Source organism: Bradyrhizobium sp. AZCC 1719 (genome assembly GCF_036924525.1).
Lineage (GTDB): Bacteria > Pseudomonadota > Alphaproteobacteria > Rhizobiales > Xanthobacteraceae > Bradyrhizobium.
Genome location: NZ_JAZHRU010000001.1, coordinates 4989940 through 5010358 on the forward strand (window position 1 = coordinate 4989940; position 20419 = coordinate 5010358).

Annotated in this window: 18 protein-coding genes, 1 tRNA gene and 3 pseudogenes; 13 read left to right on the forward strand and 9 right to left on the reverse strand. The window is 62.1% G+C overall.

Features of this window, described 5'->3' with window-relative positions:
* Positions 1–9 precede the first annotated feature (9 nt).
* Together V1292_RS23395 and V1292_RS23400 are read left to right on the forward strand one after the other, a co-directional pair.
* Positions 10–339: an integration host factor subunit alpha gene (locus V1292_RS23395; protein ID WP_065732788.1), complete on the forward strand. Its 330-nt coding sequence runs from the start codon at positions 10–12 to the stop codon at positions 337–339.
* Between the two features lie 104 nt (positions 340–443).
* Complete coding sequence (locus V1292_RS23400; RefSeq protein ID WP_334375003.1) at positions 444–998, forward strand: MerR family transcriptional regulator; 555 nt, start codon at positions 444–446, stop codon at positions 996–998.
* Positions 999–1027: 29 nt separating this feature from the next.
* Here V1292_RS23400 and V1292_RS23405 read toward each other — a convergent pair.
* Positions 1028–1105 (reverse strand) — tRNA-Pro (locus V1292_RS23405).
* 58 nt (positions 1106–1163) lie between these two features.
* Positions 1164–1292 carry a hypothetical protein gene (locus tag V1292_RS23410; protein WP_334375004.1) on the reverse strand — a complete coding sequence of 43 codons (129 nt, stop codon included), beginning with the start codon at positions 1290–1292 and terminating at the stop codon, positions 1164–1166.
* A gap of 257 nt (positions 1293–1549) precedes the next feature.
* Here V1292_RS23410 and V1292_RS23415 point away from each other — a divergent pair, with 257 nt between their 5' ends.
* The 4 genes from V1292_RS23415 (at position 1550) to V1292_RS23430 (ending at position 5145) form a co-directional block, all read left to right on the forward strand.
* Positions 1550–2119 carry a hypothetical protein gene (locus V1292_RS23415; RefSeq protein ID WP_334375005.1) on the forward strand — a complete coding sequence of 190 codons (570 nt, stop codon included), beginning with the start codon at positions 1550–1552 and terminating at the stop codon, positions 2117–2119.
* A 16-nt stretch (positions 2120–2135) separates the two neighbouring features.
* Entirely contained in the window at positions 2136–2804 is a 669-nt protein-coding gene (locus V1292_RS23420; protein WP_334375006.1) for a hypothetical protein, read from the forward strand.
* 316 nt (positions 2805–3120) lie between these two features.
* Complete coding sequence (locus V1292_RS23425) at positions 3121–4026, forward strand: dihydrodipicolinate synthase family protein (RefSeq protein ID WP_334375007.1); 906 nt, start codon at positions 3121–3123, stop codon at positions 4024–4026.
* A 150-nt stretch (positions 4027–4176) separates the two neighbouring features.
* Positions 4177–5145 (forward strand): SDR family oxidoreductase, encoded by a 969-nt coding sequence (locus V1292_RS23430; RefSeq protein ID WP_334375008.1) that lies wholly within the window; start codon positions 4177–4179, stop codon positions 5143–5145.
* 74 nt (positions 5146–5219) lie between these two features.
* On the opposite strand, the gene V1292_RS23435 is transcribed toward V1292_RS23430, so the two are convergent.
* Entirely contained in the window at positions 5220–5690 is a 471-nt protein-coding gene (locus V1292_RS23435) for a GcrA family cell cycle regulator (protein ID WP_334375009.1), read from the reverse strand.
* Positions 5691–5733: 43 nt separating this feature from the next.
* A complete protein-coding gene (locus V1292_RS23440) occupies positions 5734–5934 on the reverse strand; it encodes a hypothetical protein (protein WP_057845825.1) in 201 nt (66 codons plus the stop codon).
* Between the two features lie 261 nt (positions 5935–6195).
* On the opposite strand from V1292_RS23440, the gene V1292_RS23445 reads away from it, so the two are divergent.
* Positions 6196–6573: a GrlR family regulatory protein gene (locus V1292_RS23445; RefSeq protein WP_334375010.1), complete on the forward strand. Its 378-nt coding sequence runs from the start codon at positions 6196–6198 to the stop codon at positions 6571–6573.
* A gap of 19 nt (positions 6574–6592) precedes the next feature.
* Here the strand turns inward: V1292_RS23445 and V1292_RS23450 are convergent, their stop codons facing one another.
* Positions 6593–7534, reverse strand: coding sequence for an acetamidase/formamidase family protein (locus tag V1292_RS23450; RefSeq protein WP_334375011.1), 942 nt, complete (start codon positions 7532–7534; stop codon positions 6593–6595).
* Between the two features lie 66 nt (positions 7535–7600).
* Between V1292_RS23450 and V1292_RS23455 the strand changes: the two genes are divergently transcribed.
* The 5 genes and pseudogenes from V1292_RS23455 to V1292_RS23475 form a co-directional block, all read left to right on the forward strand.
* Positions 7601–8401: a YdcF family protein gene (locus tag V1292_RS23455; protein WP_334375012.1), complete on the forward strand. Its 801-nt coding sequence runs from the start codon at positions 7601–7603 to the stop codon at positions 8399–8401.
* 72 nt (positions 8402–8473) lie between these two features.
* Complete coding sequence (locus V1292_RS23460) at positions 8474–9256, forward strand: DUF169 domain-containing protein (protein ID WP_334375013.1); 783 nt, start codon at positions 8474–8476, stop codon at positions 9254–9256.
* 198 nt (positions 9257–9454) lie between these two features.
* Positions 9455–10633 carry a saccharopine dehydrogenase family protein gene (locus V1292_RS23465; RefSeq protein ID WP_334375014.1) on the forward strand — a complete coding sequence of 393 codons (1179 nt, stop codon included), beginning with the start codon at positions 9455–9457 and terminating at the stop codon, positions 10631–10633.
* A gap of 39 nt (positions 10634–10672) precedes the next feature.
* Positions 10673–11098, forward strand: a pseudogene (locus V1292_RS33925) (saccharopine dehydrogenase family protein); the annotation flags it as partial.
* A gap of 263 nt (positions 11099–11361) precedes the next feature.
* Positions 11362–12126, forward strand: a pseudogene (locus tag V1292_RS23475) (saccharopine dehydrogenase); the annotation flags it as partial.
* 56 nt (positions 12127–12182) lie between these two features.
* On the opposite strand, the gene V1292_RS23480 reads toward V1292_RS23475, so the two are convergent.
* The 3 genes from V1292_RS23480 to V1292_RS23490 all read right to left on the reverse strand — a co-directional run bounded on the left by V1292_RS23480 (position 12183) and on the right by V1292_RS23490 (position 16444).
* Entirely contained in the window at positions 12183–13478 is a 1296-nt protein-coding gene (locus tag V1292_RS23480) for an O-antigen ligase family protein (RefSeq protein ID WP_334375016.1), read from the reverse strand.
* Between the two features lie 178 nt (positions 13479–13656).
* Positions 13657–15195 (reverse strand): undecaprenyl-phosphate glucose phosphotransferase, encoded by a 1539-nt coding sequence (locus tag V1292_RS23485; protein ID WP_334375017.1) that lies wholly within the window; start codon positions 15193–15195, stop codon positions 13657–13659.
* A 115-nt stretch (positions 15196–15310) separates the two neighbouring features.
* Positions 15311–16444 carry a glycosyltransferase family 4 protein gene (locus tag V1292_RS23490; protein WP_334375018.1) on the reverse strand — a complete coding sequence of 378 codons (1134 nt, stop codon included), beginning with the start codon at positions 16442–16444 and terminating at the stop codon, positions 15311–15313.
* Between the two features lie 283 nt (positions 16445–16727).
* Here V1292_RS23490 and V1292_RS23495 point away from each other — a divergent pair, with 283 nt between their 5' ends.
* Positions 16728–19010 carry a GumC family protein gene (locus tag V1292_RS23495; RefSeq protein ID WP_334375019.1) on the forward strand — a complete coding sequence of 761 codons (2283 nt, stop codon included), beginning with the start codon at positions 16728–16730 and terminating at the stop codon, positions 19008–19010.
* Between the two features lie 108 nt (positions 19011–19118).
* Here the strand turns inward: V1292_RS23495 and V1292_RS23500 are convergent.
* A pseudogene (locus tag V1292_RS23500) lies at positions 19119–20310 on the reverse strand (GNAT family N-acetyltransferase).
* Between the last annotated feature and the right edge of the window lie 109 nt (positions 20311–20419).

Genomic DNA, 20419 nt, shown 5'->3' on the forward strand with positions numbered 1-20419 from the left:
GGGCAGGCGATGACCGGGACCGGAAAAACAGTCACACGCGTCGATTTGTGCGAGGCGGTCTACCAGAAGGTGGGCCTGTCGCGGACGGAATCTTCAGCATTTGTCGAGCTCGTTCTGAAAGAAATTACCGATTGCCTGGAGAAGGGCGAGACGGTGAAACTGTCGTCGTTCGGCTCCTTCATGGTGCGCAAGAAGGGTCAGCGTATCGGACGTAATCCGAAGACCGGTACTGAAGTGCCGATCTCGCCGCGTCGTGTGATGGTGTTCAAACCATCCGCTATTCTGAAACAGCGGATCAATGGACACGCGCCCGGCAACGGCGAAAGCAAGCCCGACTAAGAAGACTGATTACCAAGACCGACTATCGAGATCGAGTAATACGGCCGCGTAGCAAGGCGAGTACCGCGTCTTCACCAACGAAATAAGTTGAGAGGAGCTGGCACTTGGACAAGGCGCCGGATGCGTTTCGCACCATCAGCGAAGTCGCTGAAGAACTCGACATTCCCCAGCATGTGCTGCGGTTTTGGGAGACGCGGTTCGCCCAGATCAAGCCGATGAAGCGCAGCGGCGGGCGGCGTTACTACCGCCCGGACGATGTTGATCTGCTAAAGGGCATCCGCCGTCTGCTGTATGGCGAGGGCTATACCATCCGCGGCGTGCAGCGGATCCTCAAAGAGCACGGCATCAAATCGGTGCAGGGCCTTGCCGACCAGACCTCGGCGGTTACCTTCGGCGCGGTCGAAGAAGCGATCGGCCTCAGCCTGCAGGAGCCCGATGAGGGCGAGATCCCGACCGTCGCAGCCGACGACGAGGATTACGAGACTGAAGAGAAGGAAATCGACTACCGCTTCGTCGACACCGACGACGACGGCATTTTGCTGCCGTTTGCGAGGACCAAGCCGGGGCCGTCGGACGCCGACCGCGAGCGCCTGGAGCGGGTGCTGCAGGACCTGATCGCCTGCAAGCAATTGCTGGACAATGCAATGAAGGACGGCTGAGCGGGCGGGCTCAAAAATCGAAGAAATGATGGTCGGAGCGAGAGGATTTGAACCTCCGACCCCTAGTCTCCCAGACTAGTGCGCTAACCGGGCTGCGCCACGCTCCGATGCCGTTCCATTAGCTGCGATCAGCGCCCGGCGCAAGGCACGAGAGCGGGAGCGCAGCTAGATCCCGAAAAGCCAGACGGCAAGGACGGTTCCGAGAATGGCCGCTCCGCTGATGGTCCAGCCGGTCAGGTAAGCCGCGCCGTCCGTCTCCGGTCTATCGACCATGGTATCGCGCCAGTGGATCACGGCGGTCTCCTCTGGATTGACTGCCTCTGGTCAGTAGGTCGTTGGCGGAGGCTGGAGGTTCAACAAGCGCGGAAGTCGCACCCTTTGGCCTCATTCCCGGCTCGAGTTGAAGCTGAGCTGCAAAGGCGCCCGCCGCGTCGGTAACTTCGCCTTAACCCCATCCCACGCATCGATCCGCGATTAACGTCCCGACATACTCTGGGTGTTATGGATACCCGGACACAACCATTGCGGGGCGTTAAGCAATGAATTTCCTGATGCGTGCGGTCTTTGTTTTGGGCGGCATTTTTCTGGGCATCAACCTGATCAACTATTTCGTCCTTGGCCACACCGGAGACTACCTGCCGGGCGGACAACGCATGGGCGAATGGAAACAGGCCAAGATTCGCGAAACCTGTTATCCCGCACTTGAAAGCCCCGAGCGCGATGAGCTGCTGCCAAAGCTGACGACCACTGAACATCGTGTCGACTGGCGAGATCTCACGAGCGCGAAAGAGATGACGGCAGCGCTGAACTGCTACCTCGTCACCCATCCGAACGCCATCTGCGAGCGGAACAATCGCGCCTACATCGTCGACTACATCAACCGCTATTTCGCGAAGTTCGATGACATGATGAATATCGCCAAGCGATATGGCGAATCCGAGATGTCCACGGTCAGGAATCTCTGGGACAGTCCTCGCAACCGGGCGATCAATGCGGCCCTGATGCAGGACACCAGCAATGGCCGCCTCATCAAGGCTGATTTCGGCTGGACAGTCCCGGCGGCAATGAAGCCGATGCTCGATCGGTACACCGGCACGACCGACAATTGCCCCAGGGCCTAGCGGAGGAGCTTGAAAAATGCTGCGTCAGGCGCTCACCCTCATCCTGGCTTTCGTTGGCGGCTTCCTCGCGGTCGGCGGGTGGATCTGGGCCCCGAAAGTATCGAGTGCGATGTCAAGCTTCGTTTCGGTAGGGCCCAGTGTTTCGTTGTTCGCCGACGCCAATCGCCTCGGCCGGCCGGAGGTCGCGCCGGTCGTGCGGCGCTGCATTTTCCGCGTAGTGGACGTCGGTCCGGACGCGATGAAGATGGAGCCAAGTGCTGCATATTTCATCCTGAAGGCCGGCACCATGCAGGCGAACATTTCCACCTTGGCTGGCAAGCCAGAAGATTCGAGATCCGAATACCGGACAGTTTCTGTGGCTATCAAATGGGGAGAGTTGGCGGGCTGCATTTATGCGCAGGACGATCGCGAACTCTGCGACGCCGATAACCGCGCAGCGGCAGTAGAAGCCACCACGAGGTTCTTTGCCCACGCGAAGCAAACCGGCGCTTCCGCGGGCAAGCCGGCGATATCAGCCAGCGACGCACGCGACATCGAAAATGTCAGCGACCGCTTGTTGCTCATGCTCAAGAACCACCGTCGCTACGGTACGCTCGTGGGTGCCGATTTCGGCAGTTTTGCACCGGCCGAAATAATGCAGGTCATGCGCGGCGAGCAAGCAACCCGCGACATCTGCAAGCGCTGACACCCGAGACGATTAGCCCATAATGTGTGAAGCGCGCCCTGCATGGGCTCGCAATGCGTTGTCGCCGATTTGACCGTCGACGCCGACGTTGGAAGCGCTGCTCCGACATTCGATAGGCTTGTCCCAACCGGCCGACCGCCGGGAACGCGGGATGTGGTTCGCGGGTCGAGACGCGCAAGCGCTAGACGCGGCGTTTCTGCTACTCTGCCGTGCCAATTCCGCAACTGGATCGCAGTTCCATCCTTGGGTACGTTTGGTTTTGCGAAAGCGGGGAATACGCCCGCATGCAACGGATGGAAACCGCGAGGGCAGGCCGATGACAATACGCCCCACAGGCGTGATACCGCCGATGACGACGCCGTTCCGGAAAGACGGCGAGATCGATTTCAAACTCGTTGCATCGCAGGTCGACTGGCTGATCGCGGCCGGCAGCCACGGCATGGCGGCCGGCGGCTCGACGGGTGAGGGGCATACGCTCGATCACGAGGAGTATCGTGACCTGGTGGCGGCGACGGTGGAGGCTGCGAAAGCGCGCGCGCCCGTGATCGCCGGCATCATCGTCGATTCCACCCGCGATGCGATCCGGCGCGGCAAACTGGTGCGCGACATGGATGTCGCAGCGCTGCAGGTGACGCCGGTGCATTACCTGTTCAAGCCGGACGAGCAGGCGATGGTCGACCATTTCCGACGCATGGCCGATGAAACCGGTATGCCGATCATCATCTACAACGTGGTGCCGTGGTCGTACCTCTCGCCGGCGCTGCTGACCCGGATCATGAACGAGGTGCCGCTCGTCGTCGGCGTCAAGCAGAGCGCGGGTGATCTGAAACTGTTTGCCGACCTCATGATGATGGCGCCGGACAAACTGATCTACAGCGCGGTCGACGCGCTGATGTATCCGTCCTATACGCTCGGCGCGCATGGTTCGATCGCGGCGATCCTGAGCGCCGCGCCGCATGCTTCCGTCGAACTCTGGAATGTGGTCAAGGCAGGCAACCACACTCGCGCGCTCGAGCTGCACAAGAAATTGCTGACGCTGTGGAACGCGATCGTCTCGGACAATCTGCCGGCATGCACGCGCTATGCGCAGTCGTTGCAGGGGCTGCCGACGACATTCTCCCGCGCGCCGATGCCGGAAGCATCGCCCCCGCAGCAGGCCGCGATCCGCAAGGCGCTGGAGGGATTGGGCGCGCTCGGCGGCTCGCGCGAGGCGGCGGAGTAAATTCCGCTGCGCGAAAACGCCTGTTAGACAATCGAGCCGCCCATCTCGCGGACGGCTTTACCGGCAGCTCCCACCTGTTACTGTCGATCCGCGCGGGCTCCACTCCATGAGGGCCCCAATCAAAAATTGAAAACCGAGGTAAGCGTCTCAATGAAGGATTTTGCCGGAAAGTTCGCCGTGATCACCGGGGGCGGCACGGGCATGGGCCGCGAGCTCGCGCGTCAGCTCGTGGCCGAAGGCTGCAATGTCGCGATGTGCGACGTCTCGCCGGAAGCGATGGCCGAGACCAAGCGGCTCTGCGAGGCGGAAAACCTGCCGCAGGGCCTGCGCGTCACCACCCATGTCGCCGACGTCTCGATCGAGGCGCATCTGCAGCGTTTCCGCGACGAGCTGATCGAACAGCAGGCAACCGACAAGATCCATCTGCTGTTCAACAATGCCGGCATCGGCGGCGGCGGCAGCCTGTTCACCAACACGCGCGAGCAGTGGGAGCGCACCTTCAACATCTGCTGGGGCGGCGTCTATCTCGGCGTCCGCACTTTTCTGCCGCTTATGATCAAGGCCGAGGAAGCCCACATCATCAACACATCGAGCGTCAACGGGTTCTGGGCGTCGGTCGGTCCCGGCGCCCCGCACACCGCCTACAGCGCCGCCAAGTTCGCGGTGAAGGGATTTACGGAAGCGTTGATGACAGATCTGAGGCTCAATGCTCCGCACATCAAATGCTCCGTCGTGATGCCCGGACATATCGGCACCTCGATCGTTTCGAATTCGCGCAAGATTCAGAGCGGATCGGAATCCGAAGAACTGAGCCCGAATGAAATTCTGGCGACGCGGCAGCGCTTGAACGGCATGGGCGTCGATACCGCGCCAATGTCGGACGACGACATCCAGAAGATCGCGCTCGATCGCGCGCGCTCCTTCCGCGACGAGGCGCCGACGACGGCGGCGGCCGCGGCAAAGATCATCCTCGACGGCGTCAAGGCCGATCGCTGGCGGATCCTCGTTGGCGATGACGCCCACAAGCTCGACGAGCGGGTGCGGCAGGCGCCGGAAAAGGCCTATACGCCGGAGTTCTACAAGAGCCTTACGGAAGAGGTCGGCTGGCGGCTCGGGTAGCGGACGATCGGTTCTGATGGAATCAGAACCGATGCTCTACATTCTGGACGCGTCTTGACGGCAACTGACGCCGCTCACGCGCGCGAGACGCGCTGACGCGAACCCGGGCGGTAGGCGAGGCGGGTGTGGCCCGAGCAATAGGGCATGCCTTCCACCGGCGTATTGCCGCAAAAGCAGAAATCCTCTGCACCTGGCGTGCTGATCGGCCAGCGGCATCTTTCGTTGCTGAGTTCGTATAGCGAGCAGCGGCGTTCGCTTACGATAGGCTCTTCCTGTAGCGGCTGCGCGTTTTCGTAGACAGCTTGCAGGACTTGATACTGCAGCCTGGGAACGGACTTCCGCGAACGCTCCCTGGCAACTTTGGTCGGACGCGGTTCGGCGGGGGCGGGGCCGCGCGTCAATTGCAGGCGCGAGAGTTTGCCGATTACGGCGTTACGGCTGACGCCGATGCTGGCCGCGATCTCGCGACAGGTGAGGCCGGCCTCAAAATGACTCTTCAGGAGTTCGACGCGATCGGTGGTCCAGGTCGGTACATTCGTAAGCATTTTCTCGGTTCCACATTCTGTGAAAACCGCCGCGTTGCTCCCGTCAGGACGTCTTGCCGTTGTCGCGGATTGCAAGCAGCCCATCCTTGATGGCGAGCCGAATGCCTTCCTCGATCAGCGTCCTTGCAACGCCGGGAACACTAGTGCCGTGGGTGCCCTGTCTCACCAATCTTTCCATATAAGCGATGGTCGAGAGCGCCAAGGTCACGGGAACGCGGTCGGTTTCGGCTTTTTCTGTAGCCATGGGGAACGCTAACTTTTAAACGCTGTACTGAAAAGTTACTATTTCGACTCTATTTAGTTTTGCACACATGAGTCAAACGACTTGTGGATAGCTCGCTATCCAATTGAAAAAACATATTAAATACCGAAGCCGGGTTTGTGGATTAGCTAAAGCGCCCGTGACGCGCAGCGCGCGGCAGCCTTAACGGCGGTTAGAGGTGCCGAGAAACGATCCAGCCGTGCGGGCCATTTTCCCCATTGCTTCGCGCTGCAGGGAATGCCGATGATGTCCTGGGACGGCGGCAAGGGCGCAATGACGGTAACGAACGGTCTCTACACCATCCAGATCGAGATGACGGACGGCGGCCATGGCCGCGCGCACGGCGTGATTGTGCTGCGCGACGGCAAGGTCGCCGGCGGTGACTCGTATTTCTATTACACGGGTTCATACACCGCGGATCGCGGCAAGTGGCGCGGTGAACTGATCACCAACGAGCACACGAAATCAGCAGGCAGCCTGCCGCTGTTCGGGGGGCGCGAAGTCACTTGCGGCTTCAGCGGATCGTACGCCGCCGATGGCGCGCAAGTGCAGGGGACCGCGTTGGTCGGAAAGACCAGCGTATTGTTTCACGCGCGGCTGAAGCTGCTGTCTCCTTTTTGAGGAGCCGCAGCTCGTCCAATCAGCCGTGCACGACCGCCTTCGCGATCATGCAGTGAATGCCCTTGGAGCCGTTCACGGTTTGCGTCACGCGCAAATCGGCAGCGAGGCTGCAGAGGGTATACGCATCCTCGCGCGACAGATTGCGCTTCTCGCCGAGCAGCACGATCATGTCGCGCAGCGCCCGCACCACGCATTGATCGAGATCGGGATCCATCGCCATCGTCATGTAATGCGTGGTCGTTTCCGCGCGGGGATAGGCGAGCCGCAGGTCCTTGCGCAGCGTCAGACAGAAGCGGCCCTGCAGCGCGGTCTCGATCGCGGTGACGCAGACTTCGCCATCGCCCTGCACGCCGTGTCCGTCGCCGCAGGAGAACAGAGCGCCGGGCACGAACACCGGCAGATACAGCTTGGCGCCGGCGCCCAGTTCCTTGTTGTCGAGATTGCCGCCCATCGCGCGCGGGATCAGCGAGGTGATGCGGCCCCAGGCGGGCGGCGGCGCCACGCCCATCACGCCGAAGAACGGCTTAAGCGGCAGATCGAGCCCCCACGGCATCCGTCCCACCATCCGCTCGCGGTCGAGCGGAATGTTCAGGATCCGCGTTTCGTGAAAATCGTCGGGTAGCGTCCCCGCCAGCGGACGGATCAGGTTGTATCCCCAGTCCTGCCGGAGCTGGACGTCAAGAATGTCGACCTCCAGCACGTCGCCGGGCTCGGCCCCTTCCACGGCGACCGGGCCGGTGAGAATGTGGCCCGGCAGCATCCGCTCGCTTCGCGCGTGAATATCGGCAAGCTCGGGAGGTACATGAAACTTGCTGCGATCAGGCAACACGTCCGGGCCGCCAGTTACGGTATCGATGGTGACTTCGTCGCCGCTGGCAATGGTGAGGACCGGCTTCAATTTGGCTTCGAAGAAGCCCCAGTGGCAGGTTTCGGGGCTGGAATGCAGGTGATGATGGGGCATGCGGAGGCTTTTGGTTGCTGCAATGGCGTCGTATGACGCTGTACCAGACATTATCAGAGGCTTCCCTTGTTTTTTGTCCTCTCCAAGACGCTCGGCTTTCTGCTGTTGCCGACAAATCTGCTGATCGGCGTAGGCTTCGTCGGCGCCATCCTGATGTTCACCCGCTTTGCATCGCTCGGCCGCAAGCTGGTGATCGCGGCCGTGTTGCTGCTCGTCATTTGCGGACTGTCGCCGCTCGGGAACCTGCTGCTCTATCCCCTGGAGCAGCGCTTTCCGCCATGGGACGGGACGCGCGGCACGCCTGATGGCATCATCGTGCTCGGTGCGTCGATCGAAGCCGATCTTTCCGTCGCGCACGGCACGCCGGTGGTGCGCAGCTCGCCCGACCGTCTGATCGCGGCTGCCGCGCTGGCACACCGTTACCCCAAGGCGCGCATTATTTTCTCCGGCGGCAGCGCGAGACTGATTTCGAACGACGCCAGGGAAGCCGATTTCGCTGGCACCATCTTCGAAAGCCTCGGCATCGACAAGTCGCGGCTGATCATGGAACGGGGTTCCCGCAACACGCAGGAGAACGCGGAATTCTCCAAGGCGCTGCTTACGCCCAAGGAAGGCGAGCGTTGGCTGTTGGTGACCTCGGCCTTCCATATGCCGCGATCGATCGGCCTGTTCCGGAAGGCGGGATTTGCGGTCGAACCTTATCCCGTCGACTGGCGGGTTGGCCGAGGCGGCGACGTATTTGATTTCACCAATATTGCGATCGACGGCCTAGGACGAACCGACCTCGCGCTGCGCGAATGGATGGGCCTGATCGCTTACCGCGCCACCGGCAAGATCGACGAGTTGTTGCCGGGTCCGGCAAAGTAGCAGCGGGCAGCCAGCCGGGCTACAATCGAACGACAGGCGCCGGCTAAACGCGCCGATTTGGGAGTTGACGCCATGCAACAGCAAACGCCGGAAACGTTCGATTTGGCCGGCATGGTGGCCGACCTGAACAGCCTGCTGCGGCTGAAGACGACCGTGATCGGCATCAAGATGTTTGCCAGCGTCGAGGAGATGACGGCAATTCCAAAAATCCGGCGTCCCTCGGCGGTGCATACCACCGATCAGATCGTCAGCATGGCCTCACGGCTCGGCTGGACCGTCGGTATCACCGGCGACGATCTGGTCGGCGCGCAATGCCGTGCGGTGATCGGGCTTGCGCCGCAGGACGAGAAGTGGCTCGCGGGAGAAAACTACGTGGGCGTCTGGCATGGCACCGCCGAAGACGCACGCAAGCGTCAGGAAGCGCTCGACGTTGTGCCCTTCGGCCAGTACCAGGCGATGGCAGTGAGCCCGCTCACCAGCGGCCGGCTCAATCCGCCGGATATTTGTCTGGTCTACGCCACGCCCGGCCAGATGATCATTCTGATCAACGGCCTGCAATATACCGGGTACAAGAAATTCGAATGGGGCGTGGTCGGCGAGACCGCCTGCGCGGATTCCTGGGGCAGGGCGCTGAAGACCGGCGAGCCGTCGCTCTCGCTGCCGTGCTTTGCAGAACGGCGTTATGGCGGCGTGCCCGACGAAGAGATGCTGATCGCGCTCAAGCCGGAGCATCTTGCCAAGGCCATCGTAGGCATGAAGCAGCTCGCGAAGAACGGCCTGCGCTATCCGATCGCGCCCTATGGCATTCAGGCCGACGTGCGCGCCGGGATGGGCGTGTCCTATTCGAAGAAATAGCCCAGCCGTCATTGCGAGGAGCCAACGGGTCCGGCTCCGCCGGCCCGATGGTAAACTCCGCGACGACCGCGTCCGCCGTAGCTCAAGGAGCGAAGGCGGAAGCAATCTAGCCTTCCATCGTGGCCCGATTTCTGGATTGCTTCGCTTCGCTCGCAGTGACAAAAGGGGCCAAATTCGTTTCTGTAGGAAATCCCAGCTATGTCTTCGTCGAAATTCGACATCGTCGTCTACGGCGCCACCGGCTTCACCGGCCAGCTCGTCGCCGAATATCTCGCGACGCATTACAAGGGCGACGCCAATCTGAAATGGGCGATGGCCGGCCGCAGCAAGGACAAGCTCGCCGCGGTACGTGACGCGATCGGCGCGCCGGCGGATACGCCGCTGATCGTGGCAGATGCGTCCGATCCTGCCTCGTTGAAAGCGATGGTGGATCAGACGAAATCCGTGATCACCACGGTCGGTCCGTATCAGTTTTATGGCAACGAGCTGCTTGCGGCCTGTGTGGCGGCAGGGATCGACTATTTCGACCTCTGCGGCGAACCGCTGTGGATGCGGGAAATGATCGACAAGCATGAAGCCGCAGCCAAAGCGAGCGGTGCACGCATCGTGTTTTCGTGCGGGTTCGACTCGGTGCCGTTCGAACTCGGCGCCTTCTTTGTGCAGGAGGAAGCCAAACGGGTGTTCGGCTCGCCGGCTTTGCGCGTCAAGGGTCGCGTGCGCGACATGCGCGGCACCTTGTCGGGTGGCACCGCCGCGAGCGCCAAGGCGACCTTCGACGCAGTTGCCAAGGATCTCAGCCTTGTTGCGATCCTCAAGGATGCGTTCGCGCTGACGCCCGGATTCAAGGGGCCGAAACAGCCGCCGGGCAGCAAGCCGGCCTATGAGGAAGACCTGCAGTCCTGGGCGGCGCCCTTCATGATGGCGCTCATCAACACCCGCAATATCCATCGCTCGAACATGCTGATGGGTTTTCCGTACGGAAAGGAGTTCGTCTACGACGAAATGGTGCTGACGGGAGCTGGCGAGAAGGGCGAAGCCAACGCCAAGCTCGTGATGGCGGCGAACACCGAAAAGACCGGTCCCGGTGCGCCCAAGCCCGGCGAAGGGCCGTCGAAAGAAGAGCGGGAGAACGGGCTCTACGATCTGCTCTACGTCGCCATCGCGCCCGATGGCCGTCAGGTCTGCGCATCCGTGAAGGGCGACCGCGATCCCGGCTATGGCTCGACGTCAAAGATGATCTCGGAATGCGCGATCTGCCTGCTGCGCGACACGCCGGACGTTCCGGCGGGAATCTGGACGCCGGGCGCAGCGATGCAGCACAAGCTGATCAAGCGGCTTGTTGATCATGCCGGATTGACGTTCACGGTGGGGAAGTAACTCGGTTTTTTCGAGCACAGTCTTTTTGGAAACCAGAGTATGTCTTCGCCGGAATTTGACATCGTTGTCTATGGCGCCACCGGCTTCACCGGCCAGCTCATCGCCGAATATCTCGCCGCGCACTACAGTGGCGAAGGTAATCTGAAATGGGCGATGGCCGGGCGCAGCAAGGACAAGCTTGCCTCGGTGCGCGACGTGATCGGAGCGCCGGCCGACACCGCGCTGATTGTCGCTGACGCCTGTGATCCCGCCTCGCTGAAGACCATGGTCAGCCAAACCAAATCGGTTATCTCGACCGTTGGTCCGTATCAGCTCTATGGCTCCGAACTGATCGCAATCTGCGTCGCAGCTGGTGTCGACTACCTGGACCTCTGTGGCGAGCCAGTCTGGATGCGGCAGATGATCGACGCGCACCAGGCGACCGCAAAGTCGACCGGCGCACGCATCGTATTTTCCTGCGGTTTCGATTCGCTTCCGTTCGAACTCGGCGTGTTCTTCGCCCAGGAGGAAGCGAAGAAGAATTTTGGAACATCGGCCAACCGTGTCAAAGGCCGGGTCCGCGACATGAGTGGCACGTTGTCCGGTGGTACCGCCGCGAGCACCTGGGCGACGTTCGCGGCAGCCGCACAAGACCTCACTCTGGTCACCTTGTTGAAGGATCCATTTTTGCTGGTGCCGGGATTTGAGGGTCTAAGGCAGCCGCGAGGCAACAAGCCGCTGTTCGACGAGGACTTGATTCGCTTCCGTTCGAACTCGGCGTGTTCTTCGCCCAGGAGGAAGCGAAGAAGAATTTTGGAACATCGGCCAACCGTGTCAAAGGCCGGGTCCGCGACATGAGTGGCACGTTGTCCGGTGGTACCGCCGCGAGCACCTGGGCGACGTTCGCGGCAGCCGCACAAGACCTCACTCTGGTCACCTTGTTGAAGGATCCATTTTTGCTGGTGCCGGGATTTGAGGGTCTAAGGCAGCCGCGAGGCAACAAGCCGCTGTTCGACGAGGACTTGGGTCAGTGGACGGCGCCCTTCGCGATGGCGACCATCAACACCCGCAACGTGCATCGTTCCAATATGCTGATGAATTTTTCGTACGGCAAAGACTTCGTTTATGACGAGATGGTTCTGACCGGTCCTGGAGAGCAGGGCGAAGCAAATGCCAAACGCCTTGTTGCAGCCGTCAACGCCGAGAGGATGGGCGGCGCGGCCGCATTGAAGCCTGGTGACGGTCCCTCGAAAGAGATGCGGGAGAACGGTTTCTACGATCTGCTGTTCGTCGCCATTGCCCCCGATGGCAAGCAGGTTCGCGCATCCGTGAAGGGCGACCGCGATCCCGGCTACGGCTCGACCTCGAAGATGATTTCCGAATGCGCGATCTGTCTGCTGCGCGACGCGCCCGATGTGCCGGCCGGCTTCTGGACGCCGGGTGCAGCGATGCAGCACAAGCTGATCAAGCGATTGGTTGATCACGCGGGGCTGACGTTTACGGTGGAGAAGTAGCAACGAATCGTAGGGTGGGCAAAGCAAAGCGTGCCCACCATTAAGAGCGAGCAAGATCATGGTGGGCACGGCGCTTGCGCGCCTTTGCCCACCCTACGCTCCCGGGCCTGTGCCGGATCGGCACCTGCCTTCCAGCGTTCGGCGGCGACGAACATGCCCCACATCGTTCCCAGCATCATCCAGAAGTGCCGCCAATGGTCGGTATCGATGATGAAGCTCTCGCCGACCGTGCCGAGGAAGGCTGCGAAGATTGCCAGATAGGCCGGCTGCCAGGGCACGCGGACGAAGAGATAGCGGAAGCCTGTCAGCACCGTGACGAAGACCAGCGCCGGATAGCAGACGCCGGAGAGCCAACCGCCCGACATGAACGCGTTAAGATACGAATTGTGAGTGTCTTCCGGGAAGTAGCGGGTGAACTGTAGCGGACCGATGCCGAATGGCAGGCCCAACGCCATTTCTGCGCCGAGGATGTGCCGGCCGAACCGGCCGAAGCGGCCTTCGTCGTAGCTCTGGTCCAGGCTGGCGCGCTCCTTGAACAGCTGCGCAATCGAATCGAACGACAGCAGCACCGCGACCAGGGCGGCCGCCAGCACTACGGTAACGAGAGCCATCACGATGATGCGCGAGCGCTGCGACTGCGAGCGGCTGGTCAGCACCATCAATGCCAGCACGAAGCCCGAGGTGATGATAAGCATGCCCCACGCAGCGCGTGAGAACGCCAGGAGAATCGCCAACGATATGATGCCAAACACGATCGCGCTGCGGAACGCCTTGCCGAATTTGTCCGTGACCACGCTTTGCAGCACGAGCAGCGCCGGCAGCACCAGAAACGCGCCAAACACGTTCGGGTCCTTGAAGGTGCCGCGGGCGCGGTCATAGAGCGTCAGCAGGTCTCGACCGCCGGGAACGAGATTGAAGTAACCCGCGATACCGGCGAGCGCCGCAATCATCGCGCCGACGATGAGGCCGCGCCGGAGCATGTCGAGCCGCGCCGCGGTATCCTCGGAGATCACCATCGCGAAGAAGATGACCGTGATCGCCATATACCAGGAGGTCGCAATCCAACTCGGCACGTTGGGCCGATCCATTACGGCGACCGCACTGATGCTGTAGCCGAGGTTGAGCAGGAACAAGAGCAGCAGCAGCGGCATGAACACCAGCCGCATCCGCGCGCCCGTTGCGAAGAAGATCACCGAGGCGGCAAGCGTCGCCAGCTCATAGGGGCTCGGCTCGATGAAGACAATGGCGATGGACGCACCCACCAGCCAAACCAACGCGCGCTGCAGCGCGAGCACGCCGGGCGCGGCCGTTATCGATGGGAGCGATTCCCCGGCTGTCGCCGCATACGCCATCACACACTCACGCAACTCAACAAAACAATCGGACCGCTGCTTCCGTCATTGCGAGCAAAGCGACTTGTCCGCCGTAGCTCGACGAGCGAAGGCGGAAGCAATCCATGGCGCCCAGCGACGATAGATGGATTGCTTCGTCGCTATCGCTCCTCGCAATGACGGTTTGCGTGTCCTCAGCTCAATACGCGTTCTCGCTCTTGGTCATCAGTGCGATCGGCGTCTTGAGCAGGACGTAGAGATCCAACAGCACCGACCAGTTCTCGATGTAATACAGGTCGAACTCGACGCGCTTCTGGATCTTCTCGTCGGTGTCGACTTCGCCGCGCCAGCCGTTGATCTGCGCCCAGCCGGTGATGCCGGGCTTGACGCGGTGGCGCGCGAAATAACCGTCAACGGCTTCATCGAACAGGCGGCTTTGCAACTTGCCTTGCACGGCGTGCGGGCGCGGCCCTACCAGCGAAAGATTGCTCTTGAACACGACGTTAAAGAGCTGCGGCAGTTCGTCGAGGCTGGTCTTGCGGATGAAGCGCCCGACGCGGGTGACGCGCGGGTCATTCTTGGTCACGACCTTGGAGGCGGTCGGATCGGCCTGATGGTGGTACATCGAACGGAACTTGAGAACGTCGATGCGCTCATTGTTGAAGCCGAAACGCTTCTGGCGGAACAGTATCGGCCCCGGGCTGTCGAGCTTCACCGCCAGCGCGACCAGACCCATCACCGGCAGCGCCAGCACCAGGATCACGAAGCCGACGACGTGGTCGAACAGCCACTTCATCACCAGGTCCCAGTCGGTGATCGGCGCCTCGAACACGTCGAGGGTAGGCACCTCGCCGAGATAGGAGTAGGAGCGGGGACGGAAGCGCAGCTTGTTGGTATGGGCCGAAAGGCGGATATCGACCGGAAGCACCCACAGCTTCTTCAACATATCGAGAATGCGCGTCTCGGCCGAAATCGGCAGCGCGAACAGCACGAGGTCGATGCGGGTGCGGCGCGCAAACTCGACGATGTCGTCGACCTTGCCGAGCTTGGGACTGCCGGCGCAGGTATCCATCGCGCGGTCGTCGTTGCGGTCGTCGAACACGCCGAGCACATGGATGTCGGAATCGTCTTGCGTCTTGAGCGCCTGCACGAGCTCTTCGCCGTTCTGGTCCGCGCCCACGATGATGGTGCGTCGATCGAGCCGGCCCTGACGGGCCCAGCGGCGCACCAGCGAGCGCAGGAACACGCGCTCCGTGACCAGCGCCGCGAGGCCGCTCACGAAAAACGCCGTGAGCCACAGCCGCGAAATCTCGCTGCCGAGCTTCACGATGAAGGATGCGCCGATGAACAGCAGGAACACGAATGCCCAGGATGAAATTATCCGCGTCATCTGGCGAAGATGGCCGCGGAATAACTGCACCTGATAGATATCGGCGGCCTGGAAGCAGATCACTGCCGTTGCCGCCACGCCGAAGATCGCCGCGAGAAATTCCCAGGAAAAGCCTCTGAGAGGCACGACGTAACCAAAATAGAGCGCAGCACCGATCGCGCTCAGCATCGCGAAATCGATCACGCGAACCACCCCCGCGATCACGATCGGCGAATAGGCGCGGCCAACTTTCTGATTGGTGACGGCGAGCGCTGCCGGAGACAACCTGCGGCGCCGTTCGATCGGCGGACGATTGGCGCTGGCGGTCGCCGCGGCATCGAGCATCGAGCGTGCGTTAATCGGTTCCACTGGTCCACGTCCGTTCTTGAGCGGGCACACAGCAACGTGCCCGCCGGTGCGGAATTCCCCACACCACGGGCTTACGGGACAAATCGGAAGAAACAGTTACGTTGGTAATTTTCGGTTAACGATTGGCAAACGCCTCGCGGTAGCCGGCAACAACGCCCTCGACCATAGCCTTCTGCGAAAAATGCTGGAAGATTCGTTCGCGCAACGATCTGGCCCGATCCTTCGTTGCGGCCGGATCCTTCATCGCAGCTTCGATAGCATCGGCCATGGCGGCTGCGTTGCTGGGCGCGAACAAGGCATCACCATGCGGGCCGAAAATCTCGGGGATGCCGCCGACATTGGCGGCGACCATAGGAATGCCGGCGGCCGCCGCCTCGATCACGACATAGGGCATCGAGTCTCCGCGAGAGGGAACCACCAGCAGCGAGCCCTTGGAGAAGCCGTAACGCGCCTTGACGTGGCCGATGAAGCGCACGGCCTTACCGAGGTCGAGCCGCTCGACCTGGGCTTTGAGGCCTTCGCTTTCCTCGCCGTCGCCTGCGAGCGTCAGCGTCACCGGACGGCCGTCGGCGCGTAGCCGCGCTACCGCATCGATCAGAAGGTCGGCACCCTTGATGTGCCGGAACTCGCCGACATAGATCAGGTCGGTGGCGTCCTCCGCCTTGACGACGGGATCGAATTCACTGGCGGTGACGCCGTTGAACACGCATCGCACCAGTCCCTTCGGCATGCCGATGGTACGCTGGTAGGTGTTGCGAGCAAACGCGCTTTCGAACAAGAACAGGTCGGTATCGTTCATCAGCGCGCGTTCGACACGGGCATAGATGTTGCCCTTCAGCGTCGACAGCGGATAGTGCAGCGAGCCGCCGTGCGGGGTATAGACCCTGATCCTGTCGCGGGAAGCGGTCCTTATGCGCATGAAGGCGCCGGCCTTGGCGCCGTGACCGTGCAGCACGTCCGGCTTCAATTGGCGGACCATGCGCTGGAACCGGGCCCACACCAGAACATCGCTCGGAAGCGGCTCGCGGCGAATGGCGGTGCGGTGAACGCCGAGCTTGAGGCGCGGGGCGATTTCCGCCAGCGCCTGCTCGGCGCGTTCGCCGCCGGTGAGGCTATCGGCGATGATGCCGACGTGATGGCCGCGGTCGATCTGGCCGTTGGCGAGATCGAGGATATGGCGGAAGATGCCGCCGACCGGCGCGCGCGTTGCGTGCAGAATCCGAAGCGGCTGACCGTCAACGACAGGCATCGAGACCGCCTTCAGATGCGACCGGAACCTGCGCGGTCCGGGCCAGGCAGCCCGCAAGCGTCAGCGCGGCAATCAGAACTGGAATAGGGGCGAGCACGCCGCGCATTACAGGTATCCTGGAAAGTATTCCGCGATTAAGGGCTTCGATGGTTAACAAAAAATGACTGCGCGCGCGAGGCGTCGCTCGGGCGCGCAGACGAGGCAAATTAACCCACCGGCAACCATAATGAAGTGTAATCGCCCCCGTCGAGTGGACCGATAGTTGCGTCCACGGGAGTGTGGGATGCGTTTGGCGTTCTGGCGTGCAGGCAAGGACAAGCCGGTGGTGCAGCGGGCGATGGCAAGGCCTGTGGCTTCGGCGCCGAAGCCCGTCGCCGCATCTGAGTCCGGCGATCTCGATCTGCATGCGCTTGGTCAGGCGTTGATGCGCAGGCGCAGTTGGATCATCGTTCCGACATTGCTGGCGCTGGTGCTTTCGCTGGCCGCGGTCAACATGATCACGCCGCGCTACAAGTCGGAAGCGCGCATTCTGGTCGACGGGCGCGAGAACGTTTTCCTGCGGCCGAACGGCGAGCGCAACGAGGAGCGCAGTGCGCTCGACGCCGAGGCCGTCACCAGCCAGGTGCAATTGGTGCAATCGCGCGATCTGGCCCGCGAGATCATCAATAAGAACAAGCTTGCCGAGCGTCCCGAGTTCGATCCGGTGCTGCAGGGGATCTCGCCGCTGAAGTCGCTGCTGGCCCTGGTCGGCATCGGGCGCGACCCGTTTTCGTTGACGCCGGAAGAGCGCGTGCTGGAGGCCTATTATGAGCGCTTCACGGCCTATGCGGTCGACAAATCCCGCGTCATCGTCGTCGAATTCCAATCGCGTGATCCCGAGCTTGCCGCGCGCGTCGCCAACTCGATCGCGGAAGGTTATCTGGTGGTGCAGCAGGACGCGCGGCAGCAGCAAGCGAAGTCTGCAAGCCAGTGGCTCTCGGGTGAAATAGAGCACTTGCGCAAGCGCGTGGCCGAGGCCGAATCGCGGGTCGAGGATTTCCGCTCCAGGTCGAGCCTGTTCGTGGGCACCAACAACACCACGCTGTCCAACCAGCAGATGGGCGAGATCAACACGCAGTTGAACAACGCACGCGCGCTGAAGTCGGATGCGGAATCCAAGGCGCGGCTGATCAAGGAGATGCTTCAGAGCGGCAAGCCGATCGAGGCTTCCGAGGTGCTCAATTCCGAACTGGTGCGCCGGCTGTCCGAGCAGCGCGTGACGCTGCGTGCGCAGTTCGCCGAGCAATCCTCGACGCTGCTCGGCGGTCATCCCCGCATCAAGGAATTGAAGGCCCAGCTTGCCGATCTCGATCGGCAGTTGCGCGAGGAGGCGGGCAAGGTGTCCCGCTCGCTGGAGAACGACGCCCGCATCGCCAGCGGCCGGGTCGAAGGCCTGACGGCGAGCCTCGATCAGTTGAAAAAGCAGGCTTCTTCGACCAACGGCCAGGACGTGCAGCTCCGCGCGCTGGAGCGCGAGGCCAAGGCCCAGCGGGACCTCTTGGAATCCTATCTCGCCAAATACCGCGAGGCGAACACCCGCGAGAATATCGAGGCGGCGCCGGCCGATGGCCGCATCATCTCCCGCGCCACCGTTTCCAACACGCCGACCTATCCGAAGAAGCTGCCGATCGTCTTGATCGCGACGCTGGCGACCTTGCTGCTCACTTCGGGCGCGATCGCGACCGGTGAATTGCTGCGCATGACCGCGCCGCGGACGCCTGGCGCTGCTTCGCCGGACGTTATGCGTGAAATTGCGCCCGAAATCGCACCCGAAATCGTCCTGGCTTCTGCGCCGGAACCGGTGCGTGCGCCGGCGATCGCGCCCGAGCTTCCTGTGGCAAACCTCGGTGAAGCGGATCACGTTTCAGAACCAACGTTGATTGAGCCGCATGCCGACGCCCCTCCCATGGGTACTTTGGCAGGAGACAGCGAGATCGAGCAACTGGCTGACGAGCTGGTTGGCGCAGGCGCTGCAGCGCGCAAGGTGACCGTGCTCGGCACGGCATCCAGCGAGAGCATCACGCTGACCGCACTTACGCTGGCGCGGCTGATGGCGCAGCAGGCAAAGATCGTGGTCGTCGATCTCGTGGCGTCCTCGCCGAGGATGACGGCGGCGTCGGTCGATCCGGTGGCGCCGGGGCTTGCCGAACTGATGCAGGGCGAAGCCTCGTTTGCGCAGATCATCACCAAGGATCGGCTGTCGCGCGTTCATCTCGTCAGCGCGGGACGCCCCGGCTTTGACCGTGCGCGGCTTCAATCACCGCGGCTGACGCTTGCGATCGACGCGTTGCTGCGGGTCTACGATCATGTGCTGCTGGATGCCGGCACCGCATCCGATCTGCCGGCCGAGCTCCTGACGTCGCAGGCGCGCGCGGTCGTGGTGCCCGAAGCGTCGATGGCGCAGGACGCGCGCGCGCTGATGTGCGATCAGCTCAAGGCGGTCGGCTTCTTTGAGGTGACGATGCTGAGCAAACCGTGCGAGTCGTCGGACGCAGTGGAGCCGGGACCACGCGTGGTCGCGGCTTGAACGAATTCGCAGGGGGGCAAAGCAGAAGCGTGCCCACCATTCAAGAGCACGCCGTGAAATGGTGGGCACGGCGCAAATACGCCTTTGCCCACCCTACGATGATAACATCTAGCTAAACGCGCTGCGCAGCTTTTGCGCCATCTCCAGCAGCGCCGGATTGTGCTTCACCAGCCGCTTGGTGCGGTTAAGGCCCGACATGACGCTGGCGGCAAGCTTGCCGCGCTGGCTGAGTGGGATAAAGCTGTCGAAGATTGGCTCATCGCTCTTGCAGAACAGCCGCTTGTAGTCGTCCGATCCGATTCCGAGGTCGAGCGCGCGGTAACCCTGTGCGGCATAGTGGTCGATGATGTCGCGCATCAGGATCAGGCCGGGGCTGTACTTTGAATTCGCCGACATCGTGTAGGTGTTGAACATCATCGAGAACCGATGCCCGTCGGCGACGCCGGCAAAGATCGCGATCACTTCCTCGTCGCATTCCAGCGCGTGGATGTCGATGGCGTGCCTGCCGCCGGCGAGCGGCGCGGTGCAGGCGCTGCGGACGAATTCCTCGATGCCGGGATCGGCGAACACATTCGGCAGCTTCTGTTCGGCCATCCGCAGCGGCTTGACGCGGAAAAACCAGTCGAGCAGTCGAGTGATGTCGGCCTCTGACGACCCAATATAACTGCGATAGCCGGGCAGGGACTGCAGCTTGCGTTCCTTGCCCTTGAGGCGGCGCCGGAACGAGTTGCTGATCAGCGCGACGGGGCGCCGCGCCAGGCTCCATCGCCAATAGCGGGCAATCATTGGCCGACGGTTGATGCGGCAGCAAGGCGAACGGATTGGGTAGATCGCGCCAGCGAATCGGTTGCTGATGCAGCGCGAGGACGTCGGCTTCGGACCGCTGCGACATCGCCGAGATCAGGCCTTCGAGATCGGCTTGCGTTGCGCTTGCAGCGAAGTCGCGGTCGAACAGCGCCATATTGAAGGTGGAATGCTTGCCACCCATGAAACTGGCGCAGCGCGCGCCATAAGCGTGCCTGAGCGCGAGCGGAAGCAGCGCCAGCGGACGGCGTTCCGCATCGTAGGCAATCACGATGAAGGGAGCGAGGCCTTCGCGCGCGCCGACCTGCCGCTGCCAGGGGCTGAGGAAGTCGAAGCGCTGATACGGCGTGAAGAAGGTTTGCGCGCCTTCCAGATTGCGCCAGACAGCTTCGACTGCGGCGAGGTCGTGGACGATGTCGATGCCGGCGATGCGGCTCGCCTTCGACCACCCATCTGCATCCGCCGTTCGGCCTTCGATCGCGGCAGCCATGGTCATCGCAAAGCTCGTGCTATATGAATTTGTTTACAATTTCGGCTTTGGCCGACCTTCGCAGGGAAATGTCAACAAAGGGTAATACGATGCGGCGCGGCGGGGGCAGCGCGAC

What these genes read in the sequence shown, in the direction of transcription:
- V1292_RS23395 (WP_065732788.1), top strand. Translation starts at nt 10, where the DNA reads ATGACCGGGACCGGAAAAACAGTCACACGCGTCGATTTGTGCGAGGCG.
- V1292_RS23415 (WP_334375005.1), top strand. Translation starts at nt 1,550, where the DNA reads ATGCGTGCGGTCTTTGTTTTGGGCGGCATTTTTCTGGGCATCAACCTG.
- V1292_RS23420 (WP_334375006.1), top strand. Translation starts at nt 2,136, where the DNA reads ATGCTGCGTCAGGCGCTCACCCTCATCCTGGCTTTCGTTGGCGGCTTC.
- V1292_RS23425 (WP_334375007.1), top strand. Translation starts at nt 3,121, where the DNA reads ATGACAATACGCCCCACAGGCGTGATACCGCCGATGACGACGCCGTTC.
- V1292_RS23430 (WP_334375008.1), top strand. Translation starts at nt 4,177, where the DNA reads ATGAAGGATTTTGCCGGAAAGTTCGCCGTGATCACCGGGGGCGGCACG.
- V1292_RS23435 (WP_334375009.1), bottom strand. Translation starts at nt 5,690, where the DNA reads ATGCTTACGAATGTACCGACCTGGACCACCGATCGCGTCGAACTCCTG.
- V1292_RS23440 (WP_057845825.1), bottom strand. Translation starts at nt 5,934, where the DNA reads ATGGCTACAGAAAAAGCCGAAACCGACCGCGTTCCCGTGACCTTGGCG.
- V1292_RS23445 (WP_334375010.1), top strand. Translation starts at nt 6,196, where the DNA reads ATGATGTCCTGGGACGGCGGCAAGGGCGCAATGACGGTAACGAACGGT.
- V1292_RS23450 (WP_334375011.1), bottom strand. Translation starts at nt 7,534, where the DNA reads ATGCCCCATCATCACCTGCATTCCAGCCCCGAAACCTGCCACTGGGGC.
- V1292_RS23460 (WP_334375013.1), top strand. Translation starts at nt 8,474, where the DNA reads ATGCAACAGCAAACGCCGGAAACGTTCGATTTGGCCGGCATGGTGGCC.
- V1292_RS23465 (WP_334375014.1), top strand. Translation starts at nt 9,455, where the DNA reads ATGTCTTCGTCGAAATTCGACATCGTCGTCTACGGCGCCACCGGCTTC.
- V1292_RS23480 (WP_334375016.1), bottom strand. Translation starts at nt 13,478, where the DNA reads ATGGCGTATGCGGCGACAGCCGGGGAATCGCTCCCATCGATAACGGCC.
- V1292_RS23490 (WP_334375018.1), bottom strand. Translation starts at nt 16,444, where the DNA reads ATGCCTGTCGTTGACGGTCAGCCGCTTCGGATTCTGCACGCAACGCGC.
- V1292_RS23495 (WP_334375019.1), top strand. Translation starts at nt 16,728, where the DNA reads ATGCGTTTGGCGTTCTGGCGTGCAGGCAAGGACAAGCCGGTGGTGCAG.